22 protein-coding genes and 2 tRNA genes are annotated in these 21381 nt (G+C 67.9%); 12 read left to right on the top strand and 12 right to left on the bottom strand.

From position 1 onward, the window contains the following. Nucleotides 1-111: 111 nt before the first annotated feature. The 3 genes from tig to SACMADRAFT_RS08045 form a co-directional block, all read right to left on the bottom strand. Complete coding sequence (tig, locus tag SACMADRAFT_RS08055; protein WP_009153304.1) at nucleotides 112-1581, bottom strand: trigger factor; 1470 nt, start codon at nucleotides 1579-1581, stop codon at nucleotides 112-114. Nucleotides 1582-1757: 176 nt separating this feature from the next. Next, a complete protein-coding gene (gene nhaA / locus SACMADRAFT_RS08050; protein ID WP_009153303.1) occupies nucleotides 1758-3125 on the bottom strand; it encodes a Na+/H+ antiporter NhaA in 1368 nt (455 codons plus the stop codon). Between the two features lie 100 nt (nucleotides 3126-3225). Then, nucleotides 3226-3510 carry a DUF3040 domain-containing protein gene (locus SACMADRAFT_RS08045; RefSeq protein WP_009153302.1) on the bottom strand — a complete coding sequence of 95 codons (285 nt, stop codon included), beginning with the start codon at nucleotides 3508-3510 and terminating at the stop codon, nucleotides 3226-3228. Nucleotides 3511-3686: 176 nt separating this feature from the next. On the opposite strand from SACMADRAFT_RS08045, the gene SACMADRAFT_RS08040 reads away from it, so the two are divergent. The 7 genes from SACMADRAFT_RS08040 (at nucleotide 3687) to SACMADRAFT_RS08005 (ending at nucleotide 11527) form a co-directional block, all read left to right on the top strand. Next, nucleotides 3687-4751 (top strand): sensor histidine kinase, encoded by a 1065-nt coding sequence (locus SACMADRAFT_RS08040; protein ID WP_085977962.1) that lies wholly within the window; start codon nucleotides 3687-3689, stop codon nucleotides 4749-4751. Continuing rightward, nucleotides 4748-5524, top strand: a complete 777-nt coding sequence (locus tag SACMADRAFT_RS08035) for a LytR/AlgR family response regulator transcription factor (protein ID WP_009153300.1) — start codon at nucleotides 4748-4750, stop codon at nucleotides 5522-5524. The genes SACMADRAFT_RS08040 and SACMADRAFT_RS08035 overlap by 4 nt, the downstream gene beginning before the upstream one ends. Before the next feature lie 48 nt (nucleotides 5525-5572). Continuing rightward, nucleotides 5573-5956, top strand: coding sequence for a membrane protein (locus SACMADRAFT_RS08030; protein WP_009153299.1), 384 nt, complete (start codon nucleotides 5573-5575; stop codon nucleotides 5954-5956). Further along, on the top strand, nucleotides 5953-7728 hold the full coding sequence (locus tag SACMADRAFT_RS08025; protein ID WP_009153298.1) for a sodium/solute symporter: 1776 nt from the start codon (nucleotides 5953-5955) through the stop codon (nucleotides 7726-7728). The genes SACMADRAFT_RS08030 and SACMADRAFT_RS08025 overlap by 4 nt, the downstream gene beginning before the upstream one ends. Nucleotides 7729-7797: 69 nt before the next feature. Next, nucleotides 7798-8142: a DUF485 domain-containing protein gene (locus tag SACMADRAFT_RS08020; RefSeq protein ID WP_009153297.1), complete on the top strand. Its 345-nt coding sequence runs from the start codon at nucleotides 7798-7800 to the stop codon at nucleotides 8140-8142. Continuing rightward, nucleotides 8139-9746, top strand: a complete 1608-nt coding sequence (locus SACMADRAFT_RS08015) for a solute symporter family protein (protein ID WP_009153296.1) — start codon at nucleotides 8139-8141, stop codon at nucleotides 9744-9746. Before SACMADRAFT_RS08020 ends, SACMADRAFT_RS08015 begins: the two co-directional genes overlap by 4 nt. 623 nt (nucleotides 9747-10369) lie before the next feature. Continuing rightward, nucleotides 10370-11527, top strand: a complete 1158-nt coding sequence (locus SACMADRAFT_RS08005) for an IS481 family transposase (protein WP_009152324.1) — start codon at nucleotides 10370-10372, stop codon at nucleotides 11525-11527. 138 nt (nucleotides 11528-11665) lie between these two features. Here the strand turns inward: SACMADRAFT_RS08005 and SACMADRAFT_RS08000 are convergent. Further along, nucleotides 11666-11739: transfer RNA gene (locus SACMADRAFT_RS08000), tRNA-Pro, on the bottom strand. An 80-nt stretch (nucleotides 11740-11819) separates the two neighbouring features. Between SACMADRAFT_RS08000 and SACMADRAFT_RS07995 the strand changes: the two genes are divergently transcribed. Next, nucleotides 11820-11893: transfer RNA gene (locus SACMADRAFT_RS07995), tRNA-Gly, on the top strand. 68 nt (nucleotides 11894-11961) lie between these two features. Here SACMADRAFT_RS07995 and SACMADRAFT_RS07990 read toward each other — a convergent pair. From SACMADRAFT_RS07990 to SACMADRAFT_RS29855, 3 genes are all read right to left on the bottom strand, one after another. Then, on the bottom strand, nucleotides 11962-12408 hold the full coding sequence (locus SACMADRAFT_RS07990; RefSeq protein ID WP_009153295.1) for a nuclear transport factor 2 family protein: 447 nt from the start codon (nucleotides 12406-12408) through the stop codon (nucleotides 11962-11964). Continuing rightward, nucleotides 12405-13286: a TIGR03619 family F420-dependent LLM class oxidoreductase gene (locus SACMADRAFT_RS07985; protein ID WP_009153294.1), complete on the bottom strand. Its 882-nt coding sequence runs from the start codon at nucleotides 13284-13286 to the stop codon at nucleotides 12405-12407. The genes SACMADRAFT_RS07990 and SACMADRAFT_RS07985 overlap by 4 nt, the downstream gene beginning before the upstream one ends. Before the next feature lie 180 nt (nucleotides 13287-13466). Beyond that, nucleotides 13467-13709: a hypothetical protein gene (locus SACMADRAFT_RS29855; RefSeq protein WP_157617212.1), complete on the bottom strand. Its 243-nt coding sequence runs from the start codon at nucleotides 13707-13709 to the stop codon at nucleotides 13467-13469. Here SACMADRAFT_RS29855 and SACMADRAFT_RS07980 point away from each other — a divergent pair. Further along, nucleotides 13708-14148 carry a C40 family peptidase gene (locus SACMADRAFT_RS07980; RefSeq protein WP_157617211.1) on the top strand — a complete coding sequence of 147 codons (441 nt, stop codon included), beginning with the start codon at nucleotides 13708-13710 and terminating at the stop codon, nucleotides 14146-14148. The genes SACMADRAFT_RS29855 and SACMADRAFT_RS07980 overlap by 2 nt on opposite strands. Before the next feature lie 72 nt (nucleotides 14149-14220). Further along, nucleotides 14221-14997: a hypothetical protein gene (locus SACMADRAFT_RS07975; protein WP_009153292.1), complete on the top strand. Its 777-nt coding sequence runs from the start codon at nucleotides 14221-14223 to the stop codon at nucleotides 14995-14997. Between the two features lie 3 nt (nucleotides 14998-15000). Here the strand turns inward: SACMADRAFT_RS07975 and SACMADRAFT_RS07970 are convergent, their stop codons facing one another. Next, nucleotides 15001-15810, bottom strand: coding sequence for an Fpg/Nei family DNA glycosylase (locus SACMADRAFT_RS07970; protein ID WP_009153291.1), 810 nt, complete (start codon nucleotides 15808-15810; stop codon nucleotides 15001-15003). Beyond that, a complete protein-coding gene (locus SACMADRAFT_RS07965) occupies nucleotides 15810-16283 on the bottom strand; it encodes a ribose-5-phosphate isomerase (RefSeq protein WP_009153290.1) in 474 nt (157 codons plus the stop codon). Before SACMADRAFT_RS07965 ends, SACMADRAFT_RS07970 begins: the two co-directional genes overlap by 1 nt. 185 nt (nucleotides 16284-16468) lie before the next feature. Here SACMADRAFT_RS07965 and SACMADRAFT_RS07960 point away from each other — a divergent pair, with 185 nt between their 5' ends. Then, complete coding sequence (locus SACMADRAFT_RS07960; protein ID WP_198286000.1) at nucleotides 16469-17200, top strand: MBL fold metallo-hydrolase; 732 nt, start codon at nucleotides 16469-16471, stop codon at nucleotides 17198-17200. An 8-nt stretch (nucleotides 17201-17208) separates the two neighbouring features. Here the strand turns inward: SACMADRAFT_RS07960 and SACMADRAFT_RS07955 are convergent, their stop codons facing one another. Next, nucleotides 17209-17832 carry a mycothiol-dependent nitroreductase Rv2466c family protein gene (locus tag SACMADRAFT_RS07955; RefSeq protein WP_009153288.1) on the bottom strand — a complete coding sequence of 208 codons (624 nt, stop codon included), beginning with the start codon at nucleotides 17830-17832 and terminating at the stop codon, nucleotides 17209-17211. A gap of 159 nt (nucleotides 17833-17991) precedes the next feature. Between SACMADRAFT_RS07955 and pepN the strand changes: the two genes are divergently transcribed. Next, the gene (pepN, locus tag SACMADRAFT_RS07950; protein WP_009153287.1) at nucleotides 17992-20556 is read left to right on the top strand and encodes an aminopeptidase N; all 2565 of its coding nucleotides are present in this window, start codon (nucleotides 17992-17994) and stop codon (nucleotides 20554-20556) included. A gap of 62 nt (nucleotides 20557-20618) precedes the next feature. Here the strand turns inward: pepN and SACMADRAFT_RS07945 are convergent, their stop codons facing one another. Continuing rightward, the gene (locus tag SACMADRAFT_RS07945; RefSeq protein ID WP_009153286.1) at nucleotides 20619-21116 is read right to left on the bottom strand and encodes a DUF5130 family protein; all 498 of its coding nucleotides are present in this window, start codon (nucleotides 21114-21116) and stop codon (nucleotides 20619-20621) included. Continuing rightward, complete coding sequence (gene ctaJ / locus SACMADRAFT_RS07940; protein ID WP_040925600.1) at nucleotides 21103-21342, bottom strand: aa3-type cytochrome oxidase subunit CtaJ; 240 nt, start codon at nucleotides 21340-21342, stop codon at nucleotides 21103-21105. The genes SACMADRAFT_RS07945 and ctaJ overlap by 14 nt, the downstream gene beginning before the upstream one ends. Nucleotides 21343-21381 lie beyond the last annotated feature (39 nt).

Genomic DNA, 21381 nt, shown 5'->3' with positions numbered 1-21381 from the left:
TCACGTCTGCCTGCCTTTTCAGGAGTCTGAGATCTTGTAACCGACCCTAACCAACTCGGGCGGCGCAGGATGCCTGACACCGCCCGAGTTCGCTCAGAGCATGAGAAAGGGTCACTTGTCGGAGCTGGACGCGGCCTCTCCCGCGGTGCCCGCCTCGTCGGCACCACTCGATGGGGTGGCCTCGTCGCGCTCCTCGTCGCCGGCTTGGTCACCGGCTGCGGCACTGGCTTCGTCACCGGCCTCGGCCTCGGTCGCGTCCTCGGCGGGACCGAACAGGTCGGTCAGGTCCACGGTGTTGCCCGACTCGTCGGTCACGGTCACACCCCGCACCACCGAGGCGAGCGCCTTGCCGCGACGAACGTCGGCATAGATGGCCCCGAGCTGGCCGGACTGCTGTGCCTGCGAGACGTACTGGTCCGGGCTCATCCCGAACCGCTGGGCCTGGTAGACGATGCGCTCGGTCAGTTCGGCGTCGTTGACGGAGACGTCCTCGGCGTCGGCGACGGCGTCGAGCAGCAACTGGGTACGCACGGACTTCTCCGCTTCCTTGCGCACCTCCTCCTCGAACTCCTCGAACGACTTGCCCTCGGCCTCCAACGAACGCTTGAAGGCGTCCTCGTCGTGGTCGAACGGGTGCACCGCGTCGTGCTTGCGGTTGGCGATCTCGGAGTCCAGGATCGTCTCCGGAAGCGGAACGTCCACCCGTTCGAGCAGCGCGTCGAGAACCTTGTCCCTGGCCTGCACTCCCTGCTGCATGCGCTTCATCCGCCGCAGCCGGTCACGCAGATCCTCCTTCAGCTCCTCCAGGGTGTCGAACTCGCTCGCGAGCTGCGCGAACTCGTCGTCGGGCTCGGGCAGCTCCCGCTGCTTGATCGAGTTGACGGTCACCGTCACCTCGGCGTCCTTACCCACGTGCTCGCCGGCCAGCAGCTTCGTGGTGAAGGTCTTCTGCTCGCCCTCGTTCGCCCCGATGATCGCCTCGTCGATGCCGTCGACGAGCTGACCTGAGCCGATCTCGTAGGAAAGTCCGCTGGTGGACGCGTCGGGGATCTCCTCACCGTCGACCGTGGCCGACAGGTCGATGGAGACGAAGTCACCGTTTTGGGCGGGCCGGTCGACTCCGGTGAGCGTGCCGAAGCGGGCCCGCAGCTCGTCGAGTTGCTCGTCGACCTCCGACTCCTCGAACTCCACGTCGTCCACGGTGACCGTGATGTCGCCGAGGTCGGGAAGCGTGATGTCGGGACGCACGTCCACCTCGGCGCTGAACTCCAGCACGTCGCGGTCCTCGAGTTTGGTCACCTCGAAGTCCGGCTGACCGAGGGTGCGCACGTCGCCGCTGCGCACGGCCTCGAGGTACTTCGCTGGGATGGCCTCGTTGACCACCTCGTCGAGCACAGGCGCACGGCCGATGCGGCTCTCCAGGACGCGGGCAGGTGCCTTGCCCGGACGGAAACCGGGGATCCGGACCTGCTGAGCGATCTTGCGATAGGCGCGGTCGAAGTTCGGTTTGAGCTCGTCGAACGGCACCTCGACATTGATCTTCACGCGCGTCGGGCTCAGCTGCTCGACGGTGCTCTTCAAGGTTTTCTCCTAGCCGGGACAGTGTCGGAATCTGGACAGGCTCCGCCCGACCATCGGCCTGCGGAACCGCAATCCGAGTCTAGGCCAGTGACGTGGCTGCTGGAGCACGGGTCCGCCTGGACGAGGGGCCCTTTCCGCACCCCGGCTCACCCGCCCGCGCGCCACGAGCGACGAAGTCAGTGACCGCCGAAGCGTTCGGCACCGGACGCCTCGTCGAGCACGTCGCGCCGATCGGTTTCCCCCGAGGGGTCCGGTTCGTCCTCCTCGAACACGTCCGGAATGCCGTCGAGGTCGGTGTCCCTGGTCTCCTTCTCGTAGACCCGCCGGTAGGCCCGGTTGCGCAGTCGCAGAATGACCGTGGCGATCAGCGCGGCCAGCACCGACCCGGTGAGCACCGCGATCTTGACGTGCTCGTCGCGTTCGGTGCCCGCGCCGAAGGCCAGGTCGCCCACCAGCAGCGAGACGGTGAAGCCGATACCGCCGAGGACGGCCAGACCCAGCACGTCGACCCACGCGATGTCGCCGTCGAGCTCGGCCCTGGTGAACCGGCCCATGAGATAAGTGGTGCCGAAGATGCCGATCGCCTTGCCCAGCACCAGCCCCGCCACGATGCCGACCGCCACGGGGTCGGTGAGCGCGGTGCGCAGGCCGCCGAGTCCGCCGAAGGCGACGCCCGCGGCGAACAGCGCGAAGATGGGCACCGCCACGCCTGCCGAGATCGGCCGCCAGCGGTGTTCGAAGTGTTCGGCGAGGCCGACCGCCTCGCCACGCCTGCGCAGCGCGGGCACGGCGAAGCCGAGTAACACGCCCGCGACGGTGGCGTGCACCCCTGAGGCGTGCACCAGCGCCCACGTGACCACACCGAGCGGTATCAGCAGCCACCACGACCGGACTCGCCGCTGCACAAGCAGCGTGAACAGGCCCAGCGGCAGCAGCGCCAGCAGCAGCGGCAGCGGCGCGAGGTCGTCGGTGTAGAAGACGGCGATGATCAGGATCGCCACCAGGTCGTCGACGACGGCCAGCGTGAGCAGGAACATCCGCAGTGCCGAGGGCAGGCAGCGGCCGACCACGGCGAGCACGGCCACGGCGAAGGCGATGTCGGTGGCCGTCGGAATCGCCCAACCCCGCAGCGCCGAGCTGTCGCCCAGGTTGACAAGGACGAAGATGAGCGCGGGAAAGACGACACCACCGAGTGCCGCGGCCACCGGCAGTGCCGCACGCCGGGGGTCGCGCAGGTCGCCCGCGACGAACTCCCGTTTGAGTTCGAGGCCCACGACGAAGAAGAAGATGGCGAGCAGACCGTCGGCCGCCCACTGCGACAGCGTCAGGTCCAGATGCAGCGCGTGCGGGCCGACGGTGAGTTCCCTCAGCCACGTGTAGGCCTGTGACCAGGGTGAGTTCGCCCACACCAGCGCAAGGACGGCACCGAGGAGCAGCAGAACCCCGCCGACGGTCTCCTGCCGGAGGATGTCGGCGACCTGGCGCCATTCGCTCCAGGACGCCCGGCGGAACAGTTTCGACCTGGCTGGGGACTCGATGCTCATCTCGTCTGGTCAGCCCCTCCCGATCAGGCGAATGCTCCGGCGCGCTACCCCATGATCTTACTGGCAGCCGACCAGCCGACAGCGTTTCAAGATCAACTTGTCAGCGGAGCCTGCGCAGCCAAAGCCGCCAAATGAGCAACGTGGGGAGGCCGACCCCGACGATCGCGCCGACGATGCCGACCGGCAACGAGCCGATCTCCGTGCCGATCGCGACAACGGCCAGACCGACGACGAAGCACACCAACAGCGCGGCAACGGCCAGTGCGGTGGACGACAGCGCGAACGGGCGCAGCCGGGAAAGCCGCTGGGCAAGGCGCGGATCGTCCTCGGCCAGCCTTCGCTCTATCTCGGCGAGCTGCCGCTGCTCCTCATCCCGTAGCGCCATCGTGACATCACCACGGTAATTATGGGCCTTCACCACCCTGCAGCACAGCCCGTAATGACCGAAACCGCCCGGTTTGCACGTTCTGTGACCGTTCGTTTGCGTCCGCCCTTCCCGCCGCCCGGCACGGCGGTTAGATTCGCGGGGACCCGTCGACGCAGCTGGGAGCGAGCATGTCCATGCCTGCGGAGGACGGCCCTGCCAAGGGCATCCTCTGGTCGCGGCGCCTGCGCGACCCAGGCTCGATCCTGGAGACCGCGCGGCACGTGTCCGACGACCTTGTCGACGGCCTTTCCGGGCCGAGGGTCCGGGCGGCGGCACGCGGCATCCGCAAGCTCCTGGCTGCCGACGGCGTCGGCCTCGCCGATCTGTCCGCAAGCATGGTGCAGGCGGGCAGCCTGCCCGCCGACGTCGACACCGCCGCGCTGGTGGACGAGGTGTTGCACACCGAGAACAGGGCGAGGCGGGCCGAAGTCGTCGCCCTTCCGCTCATCGTGCACGACGAACTCGCGGGCGTGCTGGTGGTCGCGGGAACCGCACGGTTGACCGCGCTCAACGAGGTGGCGCAGCTGCTGGTCGCGGCGCTGGAACGCGGCAGGCTGGAGGCCTCCGCAGAGCACGCCGCCGAAGCCGAGTTGCGCGCGTTGCGGGCGGAGATCTCCCCCCATTTCGTCTACAACGCGCTGACGGTCATCGCCGGCCTCGTGCGGCCCGACCCCGCTCGCTCCCGCGAACTCATGCTCGACTTCGCCGACTACATCCGGTACAGCCTCGCCAGCCACGGCGAGTACACCACCGTCGCCGACGAGTTCCACGCCATCGAGACCTACCTTGCCCTGCAACGCGCGGTGCTCGGCGACCGGCTGCGGGTGCAGGTGCGCGTCGCTCCCGAGGTTCTCGCCGTGGCCATCCCCTACCTCGTGCTGCAGCCCATCGTGGAGAACGCGGTCAGGCACGGCATCGAACGGCGGTCGGGCGGGGGTACCGTGCAGGTCCTCGGCGAGGCCGAGGGCGCGGACTGCGTCATCAGCGTCGAGGACGACGGTGCCGGTATGGACCCCGAACACGCGAAGGCCCTGTTGGCGGGGGACGGTGCGGCGACGAGCATGGGTCTGGCGAACGTCGACAGGCGACTGCGCAACGTCTACGGACCCTGGTTCGGGCTCGTCGTCGAGACGGCGCCGGAGGAGGGCACGCGAGTCATCGTGCGAGTACCGAGATTCCAGCCGGGAGTGATGCCGTGACCGAGACAGCACAGGGGTTGCGGGTGCTCGCGATCGACGACGTTCCGGCCGCGCTTGCGGACCTGTGCGGCATGCTGCGGGAAGCTCCGGAGGTGTCGGACGTCGTCGCGGCGGGCGATCCGCTTTCCGCACTGAAACTGCTGCGCAGCGACGAGTTCGACGCGGTGTTCCTCGACATCTCCATGCCCGGACTCGACGGCCTGGAACTGGCCGCGCTGCTGAGGAAACTCGCGAACCCGCCTGTGATCGTCTTCGTCACCGCGTACGAGGCGCACGCGGTCGCCGCCTTCGGCATCGGAGCGGTCGACTACCTGCTCAAACCCGTGCGGGCCGAACGGCTGGCCGAGGCGCTCACCAGGGTCGGCCGGTTCAGCCAGAGCGAGGAGCCCACCCAGCAACGCGGCACCCCCGACGCGATGGCCGCGCTGCCGGTGGAATCCGGCGGCCGCACCAGGTACGTGCCCCGCAGGGACGTGCAGTTCGTCGAAGCACACGGCGACTACGTGCGGCTGCACGCCCGCTCCGGTGTGCACCTGGTACGGATGCCCATCTCGCGGCTCGAGGAGTACTGGTCGGGCGCCGGCTTCGTGCGCACTCATCGCGGCTTCCTCGTCGCGCTCTCGGCGGTACGCGAACTGCGCAGCGACTCCGTCGGCGGGCTGCTCGCGCACACCGACCTCGGTGACGTACCGGTGAGCCGCAGGCACGCGAGGGAGCTGCGGCAGCAGTTGCTGCACGCCGCCCAGCGGGGCGAGCTCGAGCGGCGGGCCTAGCGCGATGCGGAACTCGGACCGCCACCTCCCGCCGACGCGAAGGGTGCCGTGAGCACCTCCCGAAGGGTCACGGTCACCAGCCCGCAGACCCGGCTCGCCCACGCCCGGCGGCGCTACCGGGGACGCTGGCGGCCCGCGACTCTCGACCCCGCCGACGCTCCGCGCGCCGTGGCGCTGTATCGCGCGCAGTCACGCAGGGCAGCGGTAGCGCTCGGCTTGCTGTTCACGCTGGTGTTCGGATTGCCCCTGCTGCTCGCGATACTCCCCTGGCTCGACCAGGTGCGGCTGTTCGACGTGCCGGTGTCCTGGCTCGCCCCTGTCGTGGTGCCGTTCCCCGCGATGGTGTGGCTGGGCTTCTGGCACCTGCGGCGGGCCGAGCGTGTCGAACGCGAGCCCGACCACCGCGGTGACCCCGGGAGCGATTCCCGATGATCGTCGCTCTGGCCGTCGCGCCGGTGCTTGTGGTGACATTGCTGATCGGGCTGCGCGGTGTCGCGGCCATGCGCACCACGTCCGACTTCCTCGTGGCATCGCGCAGGGTTTCACCGCTGCTGAACTCCGCCGCGGTGTCGGGCGAATACCTTTCGGCCGCCTCGTTTCTCGGGGTGGCCGGCTTGATGGTGAAGGACGGCGTCGGTGCGCTGTGGTACCCGGTGGGGTTCACGGCGGGCTACATCGCGATGCTGGCACTGGTAGCGGCCCCGATGCGCCGCTCAGGCGCGCTCACCGTGCCCGACTTCGCGGAGGCCAGGCTGGCCTCACCGTCGCTGCGGCGGCTGGCCGCCGTGGTCGTACTCGTCATCGGAGCGCTGTACCTGGTGCCGCAGTTCCGAACGGCGGGGCTGGTGCTCAGTGTCGTCAGTGGAACGCCTTACTGGGTCGGCGTCGCCATCGCGGGCGTTGCCGTCAGTGCCACCCTCGCGCTCGGCGGCATGCGTGCCGCGACCTACGTGCAGGCGTTCCAGTTCTTCTTCAAGCTGGCCCTGTTCATCATTCCGGCGATCTGGCTGCTCTCCCAGGTGGGGCCCGAGGTACGCGAGCAAGCTCTGCACCCGGCAGAGTTCACCCACTTCGCCGAGGACACCACGTTGACCTTCCGCGTCGGCGCGACCCTCGACGTCCCGGAGGGGGTGACCGTGGTCGAACCGGACGGCACTCGCGTCCCGGTCGCCGCAGGCGAATGGCAGATCCCCGCGGGCAGCACCGTCGTGTTCCCCGAGGGCAGCAGGGCGCCGCAGTTGCGGGGAGAGGCCGCCCCTGGCGCGCCGGGCTGGGAACGTCCGCTGCTCGACCTCGGCGACACCGGCTACCCACTGCTGGGAACGTGGGCAGTGCTCGTGGCCACCATGCTCGGCACGATGGGGCTGCCACACGTGATCATGCGGTTCCACACCAGCCCGGACGGAAGGGCCGCCAGGCGTACGGCGGCACTGACGGTGGCACTGCTGAGCGTGTTCTACCTCTTCCCCGGTATCTACGGGATGCTCGGCAGAGTCCTCGTACCGCACCTCTACCTGTCCGGCGCCACGGACAGCGCGGTGGTGGCGCTTCCCGCCCAGGTGGACACCAGCACGACGGGGGCCGTCTTCACCGGCCTGCTCACCGCGGGCGCCTTCGCGGCGTTCCTGGCCACCTCGCTGGGGCTGCTGCTCGTGGTGTCGGGCGCAATCTCGCACGACCTCGTTCCCGGAGGGCTGCGGCAGCTCAGGGTCGCCGTGCTGGGTGCGGCGGCGATCGTCGTGCTACTGGCCCTTCCCGCGGTCCGCTTCGACGCGGGGATGCTGGTCACCTGGGGCTTCACGGTCGCGGCTTCCACCTTCTGCCCGCTGCTGGTGCTGGGCATCTGGTGGTCGCGGCTCACCGCACCCGGCGCGATCGCAGGGGTTGCCACCGGTCTGGTCTCCTCGACCGGCGCCTTTCTGTTCACGGTGATCCAGCCGCCCGTCGACGGCTGGGTCGGCATTCTGCTGGTACAGCCCGCACCGTGGTCGGTGCCGCTGGCGTTCATCACGATGGTCGTGATCTCACTGTTCGGCCGCCCACCACCCTGGTCGACAGCGGCCATGCTGCGGTTGCACCTCGACGAGCACCGCCGCTTCCCGTTCGCCACCCGCTCCGCGGTCGTACGTGACCTGGGCCACTCGTCGTGGTCTGCCCGCCGCTCGTCTGCCGTTCGTCGCATCACGCGCCGATTGGTCCGCTGACGATTCCGGCATTTCGACGCCCTCCTTACTGTGGCGGCACGCAACACGGCTGTGACAAGGAGGTCAGGAGTGAGTACTACCGAGCCCTCGACCCATCCACCAGGGCCCAAGTCCTGGGCGGAGGTCCACGGGAGCGAGGAGTTTCGGCAGCTGCGCAAGCGCCTGCGAAGCTTCGTCTTCCCGATGACCGCGCTGTTTCTCCTCTGGTACCTGCTTTACGTGGTGCTGGCCGACTACGCGCACGGATTCATGTCCACAAAGGTCGTCGGCAACATCAACATCGGGTTGATCTTCGGCCTGCTGCAGTTCGTGTCGACGTTCCTCATCACTGGGCTGTACGTGCGCTACGCCAACCGCAAGCTCGACCCCATCGCCGACAAGATCCGCGATGAGATGGAGGGGGAGCAGTCATGAGCACGCTGGCCCAGAGCATCGAAGGCAGCAACCCCACACTCAACATCAGCATCTTCGCGCTGTTCGTGATCGTGACGCTGGTGATCGTGTTCCGCGCCTCCCGCAACACGCGCACCGCCTCCGACTACTACGCCGCGGGTCGCGCGTTCTCCGGTCCGCAAAACGGCACCGCGATCGCGGGCGACTACCTGTCGGCGGCGTCGTTCCTCGGGATCGCGGGTGCCATCGCCGTGTACGGCTACGACGGGTTCCTCTACTCGATCGGGTTCCTGGTCGCGTGGCTGGTGGCACTACTGCTCGTCGCGGAACTGCTGCGCAACACCGGCAAGTTCACGATGGGCGACGTGCTGGCGTTCAGGATGCGGCAGCGCCCGGTCCGCGCCGCAGCGGCATCGTCCACTATGGCCGTGTCGTTCTTCTACCTGCTCGCCCAGATGGCCGGTGCGGGAGCGCTGGTGTCACTGCTGCTGGGTGTCGACAGCGACTTCGGGCAGGCCGTCGTGATTGCCGTGGTCGGCGTGGTCATGATCACCTACGTGCTCGTCGGCGGTATGAAGGGCACCACCTGGGTGCAGATCATCAAGGCAGCACTGCTCATCGCGGGCACCTTCGTGATGACGGTGTGGGTGCTGGGCCGCTACGGTCTGAACCTCTCCGGACTGCTCGGTGCGGCCGCCGACGCCTCCAGCGACGGCGATGCACTGCTCAACCCGGGTAACCGCTACGGCGAGAGCGGCACCACTCAGCTGGACTTCCTCTCACTCGGTATCGCGCTCGTGCTCGGCACGGCAGGCCTTCCGCACGTCCTGATGCGGTTCTACACGGTGCCCACGGCGAAGGAAGCCCGCAGGTCCGTGGTGTGGGCCATCGTGCTGATCGGCCTGTTCTACCTGTTCACCCTGGTGCTGGGCTACGGTGCCGCCGCGCTGGTCGGCTCGGACGCGATCAGCAACGCACCCGGCGGGTCCAACGCCGCGGCGCCGCTGCTGGCGGAGGCCCTTGGCGGACCGCTACTGCTCGGGTTCATCGCGGCGGTCGCCTTCGCCACGATCCTCGCGGTGGTGGCGGGCCTGACGATCACAGCGTCGGCGTCCTTCGCACACGACGTCTACGCGAATGTGATCAAGAAGGGCCAGGTGGACAGCAAGAACGCCGAGGTGCGCGTCGCTCGGATCACCGCTTGCGTGATCGGTGCCGTGGCGATCGTCGGCGGCATCCTCGCCAAGGACCAAAACGTCGCCTTCCTCGTCGCGTTGGCGTTCGCGGTGGCGGCGTCGGCCAACCTGCCCACCATCCTGTACTCGCTGTTCTGGAAGCGGTTCAACACCTCGGGCGCGTTGTGGTCGATCTACGGTGGCCTCGCGGTGACGATCGTGCTCATCGTGTTCTCCCCCGCGGTGTCGGGATCGGAGAGCGCGATGATCAGCGGTGTCGACTTCCACTGGTTCCCGCTGAGCAACCCGGGGCTGGTGTCCATCCCGGCATCGTTCCTGCTCGGCTGGCTCGGAACGATGCTGTCGAAGGAGCACCTGGAGGACAAGTACATGGAGATGGAGGTGCGCTCGCTGACCGGGGCCGGTGCCGAGAAGGCCACCTCCCACTGACACCCGCGAGGGTGCAAGACAGGGGCGGTTCCCCGGCTCCCCGCCCGGGGAACCGCCCTTCCCGCGAGTCCCCCCTTCCTTCCCGCGAGTCCCCCCTTCCTTCCCGCGAGTCCCCCCTTCCTGACCGCGAGTCCCCCCTTCCTGACCGCGAGTTCTGCGTTTCGGAGCCGAACGAACACACGCGTCGCACAGCCGGCCGGGTGAGCCTTTGTGCCGAAACCGATCACCGCAGCGCACCACTCGCGGCCGAGAGCGCAGCACTCGCCGACGGGAACGCAGCACTCGCCGACGGGAACGCAGAACTCGCGGGCGGGAGCGGGGAACTCGCCGACCGGAGCGGGGAACTCGCGGGCGGCAACCCTGCACTCCAGGCCCGAAACGCCCGGAAAGCAGAACACCCGAACCCACACTCCGTGAGTTCGGGTGTCCAGGATGTCCTCAAGACATCACACCACCGTCGGGGTGACAGTGTCTGGTTTCAGGACATCGTTGACGTCGATGTGCGGTGATGTCGCGGTTGATCGTTGACAGGTGAGTCGCGGCAGGCTTGACACAGGCTCGGTATGATCGTTGACCGGTGAGTCGTGACATCGTTGACACCTGGCGGGCGGTCACGATAGGGCGTGAAACCGAAGAACCTCGTCATCGCCCGCGCTGTCCGCGAACAAGGCCTCACCCATGCCGAAGCAGCCACGCGCTACGGCGTGACCCGTCAATGGGTCCATACCCTCCTCGCCCGTTACGACACCGAAGGCCCCGCAGGCCTCGAACCCCGCTCCCGCGCCCCGAAGACCCGCCCCGGCACGACACCACCGGCAGTGACCGAACGCATCATCGAACTACGCCGCGAGCTCACCGCTGCCGGCGCTGACGCCGGCCCGATCACCATCGCCTGGCACCTCGAGCGAGACGGACACCTCGCCCCCTCGACCTCCACGATCCGCCGCACCCTCCACACCGCCGGCCTGATCACCCCCGCCCCGAACAAGCGCCCCCGCAGCTCCTACATCCGCTTCGAAGCAGACCTGCCCAACGAATGCTGGCAAGCCGACATCACCCACTGGAACCTCGCCAACGGCACCCGCATCGAGATCCTCGACTTCCTCGACGACCACGCACGATTCCTGCTCCAGATCCACGCAGCGACCGCCTTCACCGGCGCAGACGTCACTACGGCGATGTCCCACCTGATCAGCACATACGGGCCGCCCTACTCGACACTGACCGACAACGGGCTCGTGTTCACCACCCGACTGGCACGCCACAAAGGCGCCCGCGGCGGATTCGAAAAACTCCTCACAGCCCACGGCATCATCCAGAAGAACGGCTCCCCCGGACACCCCCAAACCCAAGGCAAGATCGAACGCTTCCACCAAACCCTCAAACGCTGGCTCACCGCCCGCCGACTACCCGACACCACCGAGCAACTCCAGACGATGCTCAACGAGTTCAGAACCTGGTACAACACCGCCCGCCCCCACCGCTCCATCGGCCGCCGCACCCCCGAGCGCGCCTACACCGCACTCCCGAAAGCCACCCCAACCCACACCCCACAACCCGAATGGCGCACCCGCACCGACCGCGTCGACAAGAACGGAAAAATCTCCCTACGCTACGCCGGACAACTCCGCCACCTCGGCATCGGCAGAGCCCACATCGGCACACCCGTACTGATACTCATCCACGACCGCAACACCACCGTCAGCAACGCCGACACCGGCCAAATCATCGCCGAACACACCATCGACCCAACCAAGCACTACCAACCCAAAAAACGCTAACCACCGTCAACCATGTCGCGACACACCCGTCAACGATGCCGCGACACACCACCCACCCCACAACCCCACGAAACGAACCCACAAAAAAATCCTGAGCCGCGACTCGTCCGCAAACGATGTCGCGACTCAGGACAACCGTCGGGGTGACAGGATTTGAACCTGCGACCCTTCGCTCCCAAAGCGAATGCGCTACCAAGCTGCGCCACACCCCGTTCACCGCACCAGGGCGGTGTGCGACCACCTTAGCGGGTGCCGCTACACTACCGGAGCGGCCGGTTGCTCCGGCTCGCCCGCGGGCGTAGCTCAATGGTAGAGCCCCAGTCTTCCAAACTGGTTACGCGGGTTCGATTCCCGTCGCCCGCTCCACCGACCGCCCCTCCGTGCCACAGCGGAGGGGCGGTCCTGTATCGAAGCCCGACCGCGCGGGTTCCGCGTCACCCATCCACCTGACGTGCCGTGGCCATGGCCCGATCGGTCTCCCAGAATGCCCGCATCGAGAGAATGAGGCCCGCCGCGTCCACCCGGTAGACGAACACCCCGTCGGTGTCCACGCGGTAGTTGCCGGGAAGGTAGGTGGTGATCGTTCCGACGTTGGCCACCTCGTCACCGGCAGCGTGCGAATCGGCGATCACGAACTCGAACCGCTCCACGTTCGCGATGGTCTTGTCCCAGAAGGCGGAGATGCCGTCGGGACCGTGGTGCCCCTTACCCTCCTCGTCGAACATCGACGGCCCGACCGGGTCCTCCACGACCGCATCCGGATGGAACAGGCTCAGCCACAGCCCCTTGTCGCCTGCCACGACGGCGTTCATCGAACGCCATGCGGCCAGCCGTGCGGCCGGTTGGCCGGCCTGCGGGTCCCAGCACACCGTGACACTCATGCTTCCCCCTCGAACTTCGCGATGTTCTCGTCGGCGAACCTGCGGATCGCGTCCTTCTTCTTCTCGATCGGCGCGTCGAAGCCCAGCCCCTCGAAGACCCACGGAACGGTGATCACATCTGTCACGCCGATCTCGGCCTGCCTTCGGTAGCCGTCGAGCCCGAACTGGTCGACGCAGACGGCCTGGATCTCGAAGGGCTCCGACTGCTTGCCGTGTTCCTCCCGAAGCCGACGCAGGGTCTTGATCGTGGAACGCAGTTGCTCGAGCGTCATCATCGCCGACGCCCAACCGTCTCCGACCCGCGCGGCCCGGCGCAGGGCGACATCGCTGTGGCCGCCGACGTAGAAGGGCACCCGCTGCCGCGGAGCGGGGCTCATCTTCAGCTTCCCGAAGTCGAAGAAGCGTCCGTGGTACTCGACCATCCCTCCGTCGAGGATCAGCCGAAGGACATCGATCGCCTCGTCGACGCGCTTACCCCGGTTGGCGTAGGGCACTCCGCACCACTCGAACTCCTCGGGCGACCAGCCCACGCCGAGCCCGAGACCGAACCGGCCGCCGGTGAGATTGGCGACCGAACCGACCTGACGGGCGAGCAGCACGGGATGGCGTGAGCCGAGCTTGAGCACCGAGGTGTAGAAGCGGATGCGGCTGGTGGCCGCCCCCATAGACGCCGCCGCGATCAACGGATCGACCCACGGCGTGTCCTCGTCCCAGAACCGGCTCCCGTCCTGGGTGTAGGGGTACTCGGCCGAAACCGTCTCCGAGTAGAAGAGCGAGTCCGGCAGCGCCACCGCATGATACCCGCACTCCTCCGCCGTTACCGCGAGTTCGGTGAGCTGGTCGAGCGGGCTCAGCGCGACCGACAACGTGAACTTCATGCGGCAGAACTATAACGTGTTCTAGTTTGACTGACCAGCCCCGGCGGGCCACACCCGCTACCCACAGCCACTCCCAGCTGTGACCGACCCCACTCACAGCGTAGTGATCTGGATCACGTGTGCCCGTATCGGTTCTGCCCACCCCCGTCGCATTCTCGCTGCTCACCATTGCCCGCGCGGTCAAACCACAATTTCGCGTTCCAGCACGCACCGGTAGCGGCGACCGCTTTCCGGTTCGCCCGATGCCCGCCGTTCGTGTTTAGCGTTTCCTGCCGCGACCGATCGGGCGCGGAAATCGCACGCAACCGAAAGCGAACCCGAATTGGAGGAATCCGTGTTGACCACGTCGATACGAAAGTCGGTCACCGTCGTGAGCGTCGCCGCCGTGGCGATCCTGGGCTTCTCCGGTACCGGATCGGCCATGGTGTCCACCCAGCAGGGTGGTGGCGGCGCCGCGGAAACCGTTCCAGCGACGACACCGGCATCGGCACACAAGACGGCAACGGTTCCGATCGCACAGCGAATCGTCGATGTCGCGGCCTCACAGGAAGGCAAACCGTATTCCTACGGGGCCAGCGGGCCCGGTAGTTTCGACTGTTCCGGTCTTGTGCAATGGGTGCACAGACAGGTCGGTATCGATTTGCCTCGGACATCTCGGCAACAGCGGGCCGCGCTTCCACATATCGCCAGGGCGGATATGACACCGGGCGACCTGGTGTTCTTCCACAACTCGGGTGGCACGGTGTACCACGTCGGCATCTACGCAGGCGGGAACCGGCTGTGGGCCGCGCCCGAACCGGGTGACGTCGTGCGCCTGCAGAACATCTGGACCGACTCGTACACCGTGGGCCGCGCCTGGTGAGCCCGGCCGGGAACTCCTGGGATACTGTCCGCGTTGTCCGGTTCGTAGAGCGAAACAACCGGGGAGTAGCCCATGGGAACCACGATCTTCGTGGTCGTGTTGCTGCTGATCGTCGTGATCGGCGGTTGGTACCTGGTGCGGTCGCAGGCCGAGGCCAAGCGGCGACGGTTGGAGGATGCGAAGGCCGAAGCGCGCCGGTGGCTGGAACGACTCGGCGGCCAGGTCCTCAACCTCACCGGCACCGACGCCGCCTCACAACAGGCCATCGCCGACGCGGCTGAGCGATACAACGCGGCAGGCTCGCAGATGGAGCAGGCGCAGACCGAGGAGCAGGCCCGGCTCGTGCGGCAGACCGCGCTCGAGGGCCTGTACTACGTGAAGGCGGCTCGGACGGCGATGGGGCTGGACCCGGGCCCGCCGCTGCCGGAGGATCCCGAGCGCGAGCGCGCGGGCAAGGTCACCGAGCACCGTTCGGTCGATGTCGAGGGACACCACTACGAAGCGTCACCGGAGCCGACCCAGAGCACGCCGCACTACTACCCGGGTGGTCGGGTCGCCGGTCGGCCCGTTCCGCAGGGGTGGTACAGCGAGCCGTGGTGGAAGCCTGCGCTGGTCGCGGGTGCGTGGGGCATTGGTTCCATGTTCCTGTTCAGCGCGATGTTCTCCGGAATGGCGGGTATCGCCAGTGCCTCGGCATGGGAATCCGGGTACGACGCAGGCCAGGAGGACGCCATGGAATCCGGTGACATGGGTGACGGCGGCGACATGGGCGGCGACGGTGGTGACATGGGTGGCGACTTCGGTGGTGATTTCGGAGGCGACTTCGGAGGCGACTTCGGGGGGTTCTGACCCTCACGCCGGTTGGCAGGTCGGGCACCAGTAGAGGTTTCGGCCCGCCAGTTCGGTGTGAGCGACGGGGGTGCCGCAGATCAGGCACGGCTGACCGGTACGGCGGTAGACATACACCTCGCCGCCGTGCCGGTCCTGCCTGGGCGCGCGACCGGTGACCTCGGGCAAATGCTCCTCGGCCACGGTGTCGATGCGTCCGCTGCGCACGCCGGCCTCCATCAAGCTCACCAGGTCGTCCCAGATGTCCTGCCACAGCGCCTCGTCCAGGTCACGGCCTGGCAGCATCGGCGCGACACCATGCCGGAACAGCACCTCGGCACGGTAGACATTGCCCACGCCCGCGATCACGGACTGGTCCATGAGCAGCGCCGCCAGGCTGGTGCGCGACCGCGAGATCCGTTCCCACGCACGACCCGGCCGAGCATCTCGACGCAGCGGGTCGGGGCCGAGTCGGGCCTTGACCGCCTCGGCCTGTCCCTCGGTGAGCAGTTCGCAGCGGTTGGGGCCGCGCAGGTCGGTCCAGTGGGTGCGGCCGACGAGCCGCATGCGCACCTGACCCACCGGCTCGGCCACGGGAAGCCTGGACTCGCTGAAGGTTCCGTACAGTCCCAGATGGATGTGCACCGTCCCGTTGGGACCATAGTTGTGAAACAAGTGCTTGCCGCAGGCTTCCGCGCTCTCGAAGCGGCGGCCGTCGAGCAGCGCCGCTTCCGCGGCGAACCGGCCCTGCGGGCTCGACACCTCCACCGGGGCTCCGGCGTAGCGGCGCTGGTGCAACCGGGCCAACCGGTGCAGGGTGTGGCCTTCGGGCATCAGCCCTGCGGCAGTGCCGGTGGTGTCCCGGTGCGCTCGTAGTCGCTGATCTGTCGGACCCGCCTGCCGTGCCGCTCGTCAGGCGAGGGCGGTGTCGCCAGGAAGGCCTCGACGATCTCGGTCGCCTCTTCCTTGGTGTGCATCCTGGCGCCCACACCGATCAACTGCGCGTGGTTGTGCTCGCGGGTGAGCTTGGCCGTCTCCACACTCCATGCCAGCCCGGCCCGCGCACCGGGCACCTTGTTGGCGGCGATCTGCTCGCCGTTGCCGGAACCTCCGACGACGATGCCGATGCTGCCCTCGTCGGCCACCACGCGGCGGGCGGTTTCGATGCAGAAGGCCGGGTAGTCGTCGGCCGCGTCGTAGACGTGCGGCCCGACATCGACGACCTCGTGCCCCTGCTGCTGCAGGTGGGCGACGAGATGCCCCTTCAGTTCGAAGCCCGCATGGTCGGATCCCAAGTACACACGCACGGCAGGCAGTGTGCCATCCCGCGAAGCCCGCCCTCGCGGCACCCGGCAAGCTGTACCGCCGTGACCGGGTTCGAACGGCAGGCGGCGCGACGCTGCCACCACGCCGTCCACCCGGCCGCGGTGCACACTCGTGGCAAGGCAACACGAAGGTGATCACTGTGGGCATCCTGGGCGAGGTGGACACCATGGGTGACGGGCGTTGGGTGGAGGTGGGTCCCGGTGTACTCGCGCGGCGGTACGAGGGGCTGGACCTCACCGTCGGGCTCGTCATCGGGGAGGGCGCGTGCCTCGTCGTCGACACCCGAGGTGACGAACGGCAGGGCGCCGAGTTCGCCGCGGCGGTCAGGGAGGTGACGCCACACCCGTGGACCGTCGTGCTCACCCACGCGCATTACGACCACGCCCACGGTCTTGCCGCGTTCCTGCCCTGCGAGGCGTGGGCTCACCCCGGTTGCCGCGCCGCCATGGCGTCCGACGGCAGGCAAGCACTCCCCCAGCTGCTCGTCACCGATACGGCCGAGTTGAACGTTGGCGGGCGAGCAGTGCTACTACGGCACTTCGGCCCTGCCCACACCGACCACGACCTCGTGGTGCACGTACCGGACTGCGACGTGGTGTTCGCGGGCGACCTGCTCGAGCATGCTCCCGGCGGGTCGTTCACCACCGAGTCGTTCGGGCCGGACACCAGTCTGGGCACCTGGCACGGCGCCGTCGAACGCATCCTGGCGCTCGACCCGGCGGTCGTGGTGCCTGGTCACGGTGAGCCCGCCGGACCGGAGTTCGCCGGCCTGTGCCGCGATCAGCTCATCGCGCTGGCTGCCCTTCGCCGCGAGATCGAAGCAGGGAAACTCGCCCTCGAAGAGGCGCAGGCCCGCTCACCGTTGCCCGCGGATGTCACCCTCGCGGCGCTGGCCTGACGGCACGCTCAGTCGAACCGCAGCTCCCTGGTCCTGGTCCGCTTGAGCTCGAAGAAGTCCGGATAACCTGCCAGCAGCCGGGCACCGTCGAAGACCCGCAGCGCGTCCTCCCCCCGCGGGATCGAGTTGAGCACCGGCCCGAAGAACGCGACGCCGTCGATGTGAATGGTGGGCGTGCCCACGTCCAACCCGACCGGCTCCATGCCTTCGTTGTGGCTGGCGCGCAGGGCCTCGTCGTACTCGGTGGAATCGGCCGCCTCCAGCAGGTCGGCAGGCGCCTGCAACTGCGCGAGCGTGCCCTTGAGCACCACCTCGACGTCCTTGTTGCCTTCGTTGTGAAAGCGCGTGCCGAAGGCGGTGTAGAAGTCACGCAGCACCTGCTCGCCGTCCCGCTGCGCCAGTGCGGTGGCCACCCGGACGGGGCCCCACGCCTGCACCATCAGCTCCTGGTACTCCTGCGGCAGGTCCCGCCCTTCGTTCAGCATCGCCAAACTCATCACCCGAAACCGCAGGTCCAACTCGCGCTGCCGCTCCACCTCGAGGATCCAGCGAGAGGTGATCCAGGCGAAAGGACACACCGGGTCGAAGTAGAAATCAACACGGGTAGGGCCTGCTTGCCTGTCTGTGGTCATGCGATCTCCTGGTTGCGACGACTCTGCGGCGGGTAGTTACGTCCCTACAGGCAGCCAACACGGTCGCCACGCCGGTTGTTCCCTTCGCCGCCGCGGGTGCGCACGTGATTGGATGCGCTGAACAGACCGTTCAACCAATCGACCAGCGCAGAGGTGCCAGTGCCCGCCCCAAACCTGACCCGTGAACAAGCCCAGCAGCGAGCCGAACTCCTGGACGTCGAGTCCTACGACATCGTGCTCGATCTCACCGACGGCCATGGTGGCCCAGGAGAGTCGACATTCGAGTCGGTCACGACCGTTCGGTTCGCGGCGGCACGTCCGGGCGCGCGGTCGTGGGTGGACATCGTCGCCGAACGCGTCTCCTCGGCGAAACTGAACGGTGTCGACCTCGACGTGTCCGGCTACGTCGAGGACGACGGCATCGCCCTGCCGGACCTGGCCGCCACCAACGAGTTGGTCGTGCGTGCCGACTGCAGGTACATGAACACCGGTGAGGGCCTGCACCGGTTCGTCGACCCGGTCGACGGTGGTGTGTACCTCTACACCCAGTTCGAGACCGCCGACGCCAAGCGCATGTTCACCTGCTTCGACCAGCCGGACCTCAAGGCCACCTACAAGCTCACCGTGGTGGCACCGCGGGACTGGAAGGTGATCTCCAACGCGCTCGTCGAGTCGCGGGAGGACACCCCGGAAGGCGCGGCAAGGATCGTCTTCGCCGAGTCGGAGCGCATCTCGACGTACCTGGTGGCGCTCATCGCGGGGCCGTACCACGAATGGCGCGACGAGTACTCCGACGCCCACCGCACCATCCCGCTCGGCATCTACTGCCGCGCCTCGCTGGCCGAGTACATGGATGCGCAGCGGCTGTTCACCGAGACCAAGCAGGGCTTCGCCTTCTACCACGAGAACTTCGGGATACCGTATCCGTTCTCCAAGTACGACCAGCTGTTCGTGCCCGAGTTCAACGCGGGCGCGATGGAGAACGCGGGCGCGGTGACTTTCCTGGAGGACTACGTCTTCCGTAGCCGGGTAACGCGGTACGCCTACGAGCGCCGTGCGGAAACGCTGCTGCACGAGATGGCGCACATGTGGTTCGGCGATCTGGTGACCATGCGCTGGTGGGACGACCTGTGGCTGAACGAGTCGTTCGCCACCTTCGCCAGCGTGCTCGCACAGGCGGAGGCCACCGAGTACCGGGGTGCGTGGACGAGTTTCGCCAACATCGAGAAGTCGTGGGCCTACCGGCAGGATCAGCTCCCCTCCACCCACCCGATCGCGGCGGACATCGTGGACCTGCACGCGGTCGAGGTCAACTTCGACGGCATCACCTACGCCAAGGGCGCGAGCGTGCTCAAGCAACTCGTCGCCTACGTCGGCCTCGACAACTTCCTCGCCGGGCTTCGGGTGTACTTCCGCAAACACGCATGGGGCAACGCGACCCTCGCCGACCTGCTCGCCGCGCTGGAGGAGGCCTCGGGTCGCGACCTGTCGTGGTGGAGCGCGCAGTGGCTGGAGACCACTGGGCTGAACTCGCTGCGGCCTCGCTTCGCGGTCGACGAAGCCGGCCGGTTCACCTCCTTCGCCGTGTTGCAGGGCGGAGCGAAGCCCGGAGCGGGAGAACTGCGCACCCACCGGGTAGCGGTCGGCGTGTACGACGACGACGGCACCGGCAGGTTGGTGCGCACGCGGCGGGCGGAACTCGACGTCTCCGGCGAGCGCACCGAGGTGCCCGACCTCGTGGGGGCGCCGTCGGGCAAGCTGGTGCTGGTCAACGACGACGACCTCACCTACTGCACCATGCGGCTGGACAACGACTCCCTGGTGACGCTCATCGACCGCATCGCCGACATCACCGACCCGTTGCCGCGCACGCTGTGCTGGTCGGCCGCCTGGGAGATGACCCGCGAGGCCGAGCTGAAGGCCCGCGACTTCGTCACCCTCGTGCAGCGCGGGATTCACGGCGAGACCGAGGTCGGTGTCGTGCAGCGGTTGCTGCTGCAGGCGCAGACGGCCCTGAACTCCTACGCCCAACCGAGCTGGGCCCGCGAACGAGGCTGGCCCGCGTTCAGCTCCCGGCTGCTGGAGCTGGCCCGCTCCGCCGAACCGGGCTCGGATCACCAGCTGGCGTTCGTCAACTCGCTCACCGGTTCGGTGCTCGACGACGCCACCATCGCCGTACTGGCCGGGTGGCTCGACGGCTCGGAGCAGCTCGAAGGGCTGGTGGTGGACACCGACCTGCGGTGGCGGCTGCTACATGCGCTCGTGGCCCACGGTAAGGCCGGTCAGCCGGAGATCGATGCGGAGCTGGCGCGTGACGACACGGCGGCCGGTCGCAGGCATGCCGAACGGGCGACGGCGCTGCTGCCCAACTCCGAGGCGAAGGCACGCGCGTGGCAGCGCGCCGTGTATGACGACGAGCTGCCCAACGCGGTGAATGAGGCGATCATCGCCGGCTTCTCCCACCCGGCGCAGAAGCACCTGCTCGGCGAGTACGTGGACAAGTACTTCGGGATGCTGGACGAGGTCTGGGCAAGGCGTTCCAGCGAGCGTGCGCAGCCGACCGTGGTTGGCCTGTACCCGTCGTGGGAGGTCAGCAGGGACGGCGTCGCGGCCGCGGACGCGTGGCTGCGGGGCTCCCATGCCGCGGCGCTACGTCGGCTGGTGACCGAAGGCAGGGCAGGCGTGCTGCGTGCCCTTGCCGCCCGCGAGTTCGACGAGAGCTGAAGCTGACCCCGCGTCCGGGGTTCACGCGTTCGGCGTGGACCCCGGACAGCGGTTCGAACTGCTCAGCGGCGCGGGTCCGAACCGGCCTGGTCGGCCATCATGCGCAGCCCGCCGACGAGGCCACCGATCAAGTCGCCTTCCTTGAACGAGGCGACCATGCTCATGACCGCCAGCTTGGCGCCCCGGTCGGGCAGCCGGTGCATGGCCTCCGAACCTGTCACCACCTCGACCACGCGCTCGCCTGGTGACACGGCGATCAGGACGGCGTTGTCGGCCGACTCTCCGAGCTGGGTGTGCAGCGACTCGGCCTGCGCGCGGCTGTCGTCGCCCAGCTCGCCGAGATAGATGCTGAAGTCCAGCCCGGTCTCCCTGCTGGCCAACGTCAGCGCCTCGTCGAGCCTGGCAAGTTGCCGAGTGCTGAACGGGCCGGAAGGTCCAGGAGGTTCGTACATCTGCGCGACCGAGACTCGGCCGCTTGCAGTAATAGCAGAACCTGGTTGCCGCTGCGTTCCCTCGAGGCCGGTCGACCGGGTCTCCCGAGTCAGCTCACCAGCTCCCACGGGCACCTCCTCGGACCTTCGACGTGCTTTCCGTCTCTTCTTCGACATGGCGCTCACCAGCGCCTTCCGGGTTGGCCGTCCACCACATCGGTGGGTACTCCCAGGCCTGCCCGGGCCGGTACCTTGGCCTGCTCGCGAACTTGGACCGCAGCGTCACCAGCGCGAAGAAGGCATACACCGCCAGCGGTATCGCGACGAAGACCAGCGTCGTCTCGAGGATGCTCACGCGCGCAGGGTATCCGACACGGGTGTCCCCTATCTCACC

It is taken from the genome of Saccharomonospora marina XMU15 (assembly GCF_000244955.1).
Classification (GTDB): Bacteria; Actinomycetota; Actinomycetes; order Mycobacteriales; family Pseudonocardiaceae; genus Saccharomonospora_A; species Saccharomonospora_A marina.
The sequence above is the reverse complement of the archived record's forward strand: the minus strand, read 5'-3'. Positions and strand labels throughout refer to the sequence as shown.